Origin of the sequence: Neorhizobium sp. SHOUNA12A, from assembly GCF_023006505.1 — a bacterium.
GTDB lineage: Bacteria > Pseudomonadota > Alphaproteobacteria > Rhizobiales > Rhizobiaceae > Neorhizobium.
The window spans coordinates 1-4,504 of record NZ_JALBGV010000162.1 but is presented as its reverse complement, the minus strand read 5'-3'; the positions used below and the strand labels follow the sequence as shown (position 1 = coordinate 4,504).

General features: G+C 63.7%; 2 protein-coding genes and 1 pseudogene. 1 reads left to right on the top strand and 2 read right to left on the bottom strand.

Annotated features, from left to right (window positions below; genetic code table 11):
- Positions 1-275, bottom strand: a pseudogene (locus MOV63_RS31990) (hypothetical protein); the annotation flags it as partial.
- Positions 276-777: 502 nt separating this feature from the next.
- Complete coding sequence (locus tag MOV63_RS31985) at positions 778-2,055, bottom strand: ABC transporter substrate-binding protein (RefSeq protein ID WP_040125513.1); 1,278 nt, start codon at positions 2,053-2,055, stop codon at positions 778-780.
- Between the two features lie 193 nt (positions 2,056-2,248).
- Between MOV63_RS31985 and MOV63_RS31980 the strand changes: the two genes are divergently transcribed.
- Positions 2,249-4,504: hypothetical protein (locus MOV63_RS31980; RefSeq protein ID WP_247039775.1), on the top strand; the 2,256-nt coding region annotated here is incomplete at its 3' end.

The following is a 4,504-nucleotide window of genomic DNA, read 5'->3' as shown; positions in this document are numbered from 1 at the left end:
CCGCCGGTGCCAACCGAGCTGCTCGACTGGCCGCCGCCTGCGGAAGACCCGCCGGTACCCAGGGTCGAGGCGGAACCGGAGTTGCAGTTGGTGGTGCCCGGCGCACAATTCGTTCCTCCGGCAGAACTGCCGCCGGTACCAATCGTGCTGCTGGACGTTCCGCCGCCGGCGCTGGTTCCTCCGGTTCCGACGGTGCTGCTGGTTTGCGCGAATGCGGACAGGGTTGTGCCCGCCAGAAGGGCCGCGGCAAAGGCCGCGCGCATGATCATGTTCATGTCTTTTATCTCCTTGAGTTTCCACATGCTTCTGACCGCGACCGCGTTCCCGAAGCTGTGGAGAAAACTGGCTTCCGACGGCGCATGTTCCCGCCTTGGGGCTTCAGTCCGATCCAGGCTTGGACCTTTGACCATGAGCGACATCGACCAAGGTCCGGTGCGACGAGGAAAAGGCCGCGAACGCGGAACTTGGGCCGCAATCGCGGCGTTCACGGCGGCTTCAAAAGGAGGTTCAGATGGAAGAGAGCGTGTATCAGGCGCGTTGGCTGCTGATCATCATGGCTTTGCTGGTGGTCGGCATGACCACTGTCGGTGCCGCAGCCGGGTGAGCCGGCCTGAGGGCGACTGGCGCGTGGCCCTTGGAAATTGATACCGGGGCGGGCCTTTAGCTGCCGGTCTGAGAGACAGGCAGCCGAGCACCTGTCACCCGATCGCAGCAGTTCTTACCTCAGGTCTTCGGTAAGGCATGCCGGGCTGCATCGCCACCCGGCATGCCTGATCGTCACTTTGCTGCCAGCGCCTCATTGATCTTGCCGGCGTCGGCCTCGAGGTTCTTGTAGGTTTCCTCCAGGCTCAATTCGCCAACGATGAGCTGGCTCATGCGCTGGACGATCTGCTGATAGATAGCGGTCCCGCCCTTCATGCGTTCGAAATCGCGCGCGGCCTGCGGAACGTTCTTCTTGTTGTCCAGAAACACCGCCATGGATGCCTTGGCGTCGTCGCTGGAGATCTTGTATTGCGGGTTCTTGATGTCCGCTCCCGTCAGGATGACATAGCTCTCGGCGATTTCGCGCTGCACCTTCTCGGAGCCGAGAAATTCGATGAACTGGGCGACCGCTTCGGGATGTTCGGTGCGCTTGAAGCCGACGATCGCGGTTGCGCCCGGCATTGCATAGCAACCCGCGTCGCCGCAGGGTGCGTTGATGGCCGTCCACTGGAAGGCGTTGCCGATCTTCTTCTGGAAGGGGTTCACCATCCAGTTGCCGGCGAGATAGGTGACGACATTGCCGTTGACGAACTCGTCGCCCATGTTCTTGTACTGCGAGCCGCCGGCCGCGCCCCACATTTCCTTGGGAAAACTGCCGTTCTGGGTCCAGGAATAGAGGTCGGCGATATATTTGCGCGCGCCTGCATCCGGGAAGTTGAACTTGCCGTCCTTCACATAGACCGAACCGTAGGAATAGGCACCGCCGGAAAAGCGGTGGCCCGACCGGTCCATGGTGAAGGGGATCTGCGCGCCCGTCGCCTTTGCGACGCGGGCGGAGGCTTCCACGATCTCCTTGAGCGTCGCCTTCGGGCCGGGCAGTGGCTCTCCAGCCTGCTCGAACAAGGTCTTGTTGACGAATGGCAGGTTCAGCGTCTGGGACGCGACGTAGCCGTTGATCGACTTCGGATCGTTGATATTGGGCAGGCGGAGTTGGTTGAGGCTGTCCCCGTGGAGCTTGGCGAAGGCGTCCGGGTCCTTCATGTAGGAGCGCATGTCGAGATAATAGGGCGCGAGCTGCCAATCTGTGATCTTGGCGAGGTCCGGTCCCTTGCCTGCCGCCAGCTGGACCGGCAGCTGCTTGACCACCGCGTCATAGCCGGACGATACGAAATTGACCTTGACGTCGGGATGTGACGCCTCGAACTCCTTGCTCAAGGCGGCCATGCGCTCGACATAACCCTGGTCGTCGTCGGTGAACAGGAAAGTAATGGTCTTGGCGTCCGCCATGGCCGCGCCGGAAAGAGCGAAGGCCGAGAATACGAACGCACCTATCCCTGATAGAAGTCTCTGCATTTTTCATCCTCCCAATGAAAATATTTTCACAATTCGGAAGATTTCCTTTCGGATTTTCCTTCGAATTTTTCCTTTTTGAAGCTTGACAATCCAAACGTCAAGCTGTCTTGTCGCGTTAAATTCGAAACTGCTCACAAAGCTGACGTGCGAGTTCAATTTATGAAAAGATTTTCATGATCTGAGGGAGGCAGTCATGGAGCACTCACCTGCAGCCGCAGGCCGTTCCGGCGGCGCCAGCTATCATGTCGCCCCGGGCGAAACCGTCACCGCATGGGTCGTCTCGGATTTGCGCCAGGTGTATTTTCCAGGTGAGCCGGCGCCGGCGGAAGATCGCGTCAATTACCGCTTCATCAACGGCTTCGTGGATGTCGGCGACCTGCCTTGCAGGAAGGCCTTCCAGGCGCAGATGGTCGGACGGGAAGTCCGTGCCGAGCACGACTGGAAGCCGGCCTCCCTGAACCTGCCGGGGCCGAACCGCCGCGTCGAGTTCACCGGCTTCTGGCACGTGCCCACCCATGTCGGCCGCTGGCTGCGCGGCAGTTTCTGCGCCGAGGCTGCCCGCCACGTCCCGATGCGGCTGCGAACCTGCGGCGGCGTGCGGATCTGGGTCAATGGCGAGGAACAGGTGCGGTTCGAGCCTTTTCGGCGCAACGTCGAGAGCGAGACCGGGATCGTCCTGAGGCTGAAGGCCGGCGACAATGACGTCCTTGTGCTGACCGAAGACCTGGCGGAGCGGGACACGATCTGGTTCTTCGAGCTGGAGTTGGCCGATACCCAGCCGCTGGACATCGCCCTGCCCACCGCACTGGACCGGCAGGAGGTCCGGGGGCTCGAGCTCCTCGCGCGCGCCATCCGGCCCGCCGCCGACGTTTTCGTCGACCGCCCGCTGGAAATTCTCTTCGACACCCCGCCGGGGGCCGATCTGCCGGTCGGCATCGAGGTCTACAGCCATGGTCATGACCGGGCGGTGCTGGCGAAGGCGGATCTGATATTAGGTGCCGTCGAGACGCGGCTTGTCGCTCCCGCAATCAAAGGCCTGCCGGACGGGTATCACGGCATCAGGCTGAAGATCGGTTCCGGCGCCGCGGCCGTCGCCCGCCACATTGACGCGGCCTTCATGAGCGGCCTCGTCCTGCCGCAAGCCGCCGCCACCCTTGCCGATCGCAAGCGTGAGGCGCTGATCTTCAGCGCCCGTTTCGGCGCCGAGCGGATCGGCCGCGTGCTCGCCATGGCTGCAGCGGGCGAGATCGAACGCGAGGCGATGGACAGGATCATCGCCGCCACGCTCGAGATCATCGACCGGCGGGAGGACTGCTCGGATTTCGTGATGGTGCCGCTCCTCTGGCTCCTCGGCGAATATGAGCATGTCTTGCCGCCGGAGACGGCGGCAGACATCCGCGCCTCCGTCGCCGGCTACCGCTACTGGGTGGACGAGCCCGGCAACGACGTCATGTGGTTCTGGAGCGAGAACCATGTCCTGTGCTTCCACACCAGCCAGCTGATCGCCGGCAAGTTGATGCCGGATACCGTGTTCTCCGCTTCCGGCAGGACGGGCCGCGAGCAAGCGCGGCTGGCGGAAGGCCGGCTTCGCCGCTGGTTCGACAGCGTCGAGGCGCACGGCCTCGCCGAGTGGAATTCCGCAGCCTATTATCCGGTGGATTTCATCGGTCTGCTCGCCCTCGAACGCTGGGGCGGGGACGATATCGCCCCGCGCGCTCGCCATCAGCTGGATCTGATCTTCCGGATGATCGCGCTGCATACGCTGGCGGGCGTTCCCGCCGGGTCGCAGGGGCGCGCCTACGACAAGGAGCTGCGGGCCGGGCCTCTGACGGAGCTGGCGCCATTCGCCCGCGTGGCGTTCGGCAGCGGCTGGCTGAACGGCGGCGTCGCTTCCCTGCCGATGTTCTGCGCCGGTTCCTACGCGCCGCCGGCCGACCTGCCGGAATTTGCCCAGCTGGCGCCCGGACGCTCGATAGAAGCGCGCTACGCCCAGGGGCTCGAAAGCGGCAAGCTCGTGCTTTTCAAGACGGAAGCTTCGCAGCTCTCGACCGTGGTCGATCACAAGACGGGCCGCCGGGGGCACCAGCAGCACGTCCTCGATATCCGGCTTGCCGGCCACCCGATGGCGAGGCTCTGGGTCAACCATCCCGGCGAAGACGACCCCTGGGGCACGCAGCGTCCGTCCTATTGGGCCGGCAACGGTATCCTGCCGCGCGTGATGCAATATCGCGACGTCGCCCTGCTGATCGCCGACACCGAAGGCACGCGCCATGCCTGGACCCATGCCTATCTTGGTCGCGACGGCCTGGATGAGGTCGTCATGGACGGAAACTGGCTCATCACCCGCTCGGGCCGCGGTTTCGCGGCGCTCTACGCCACGAACGGACTGGATCTCGTCACCGACGGAGCGACCGCCGGGCGCGAGGTGCGCTCCGAGGGTGCGCTCACC

What these genes read in the sequence shown, in the direction of transcription:
- MOV63_RS31985 (WP_040125513.1), bottom strand. Translation starts at nt 2,055, where the DNA reads ATGCAGAGACTTCTATCAGGGATAGGTGCGTTCGTATTCTCGGCCTTC.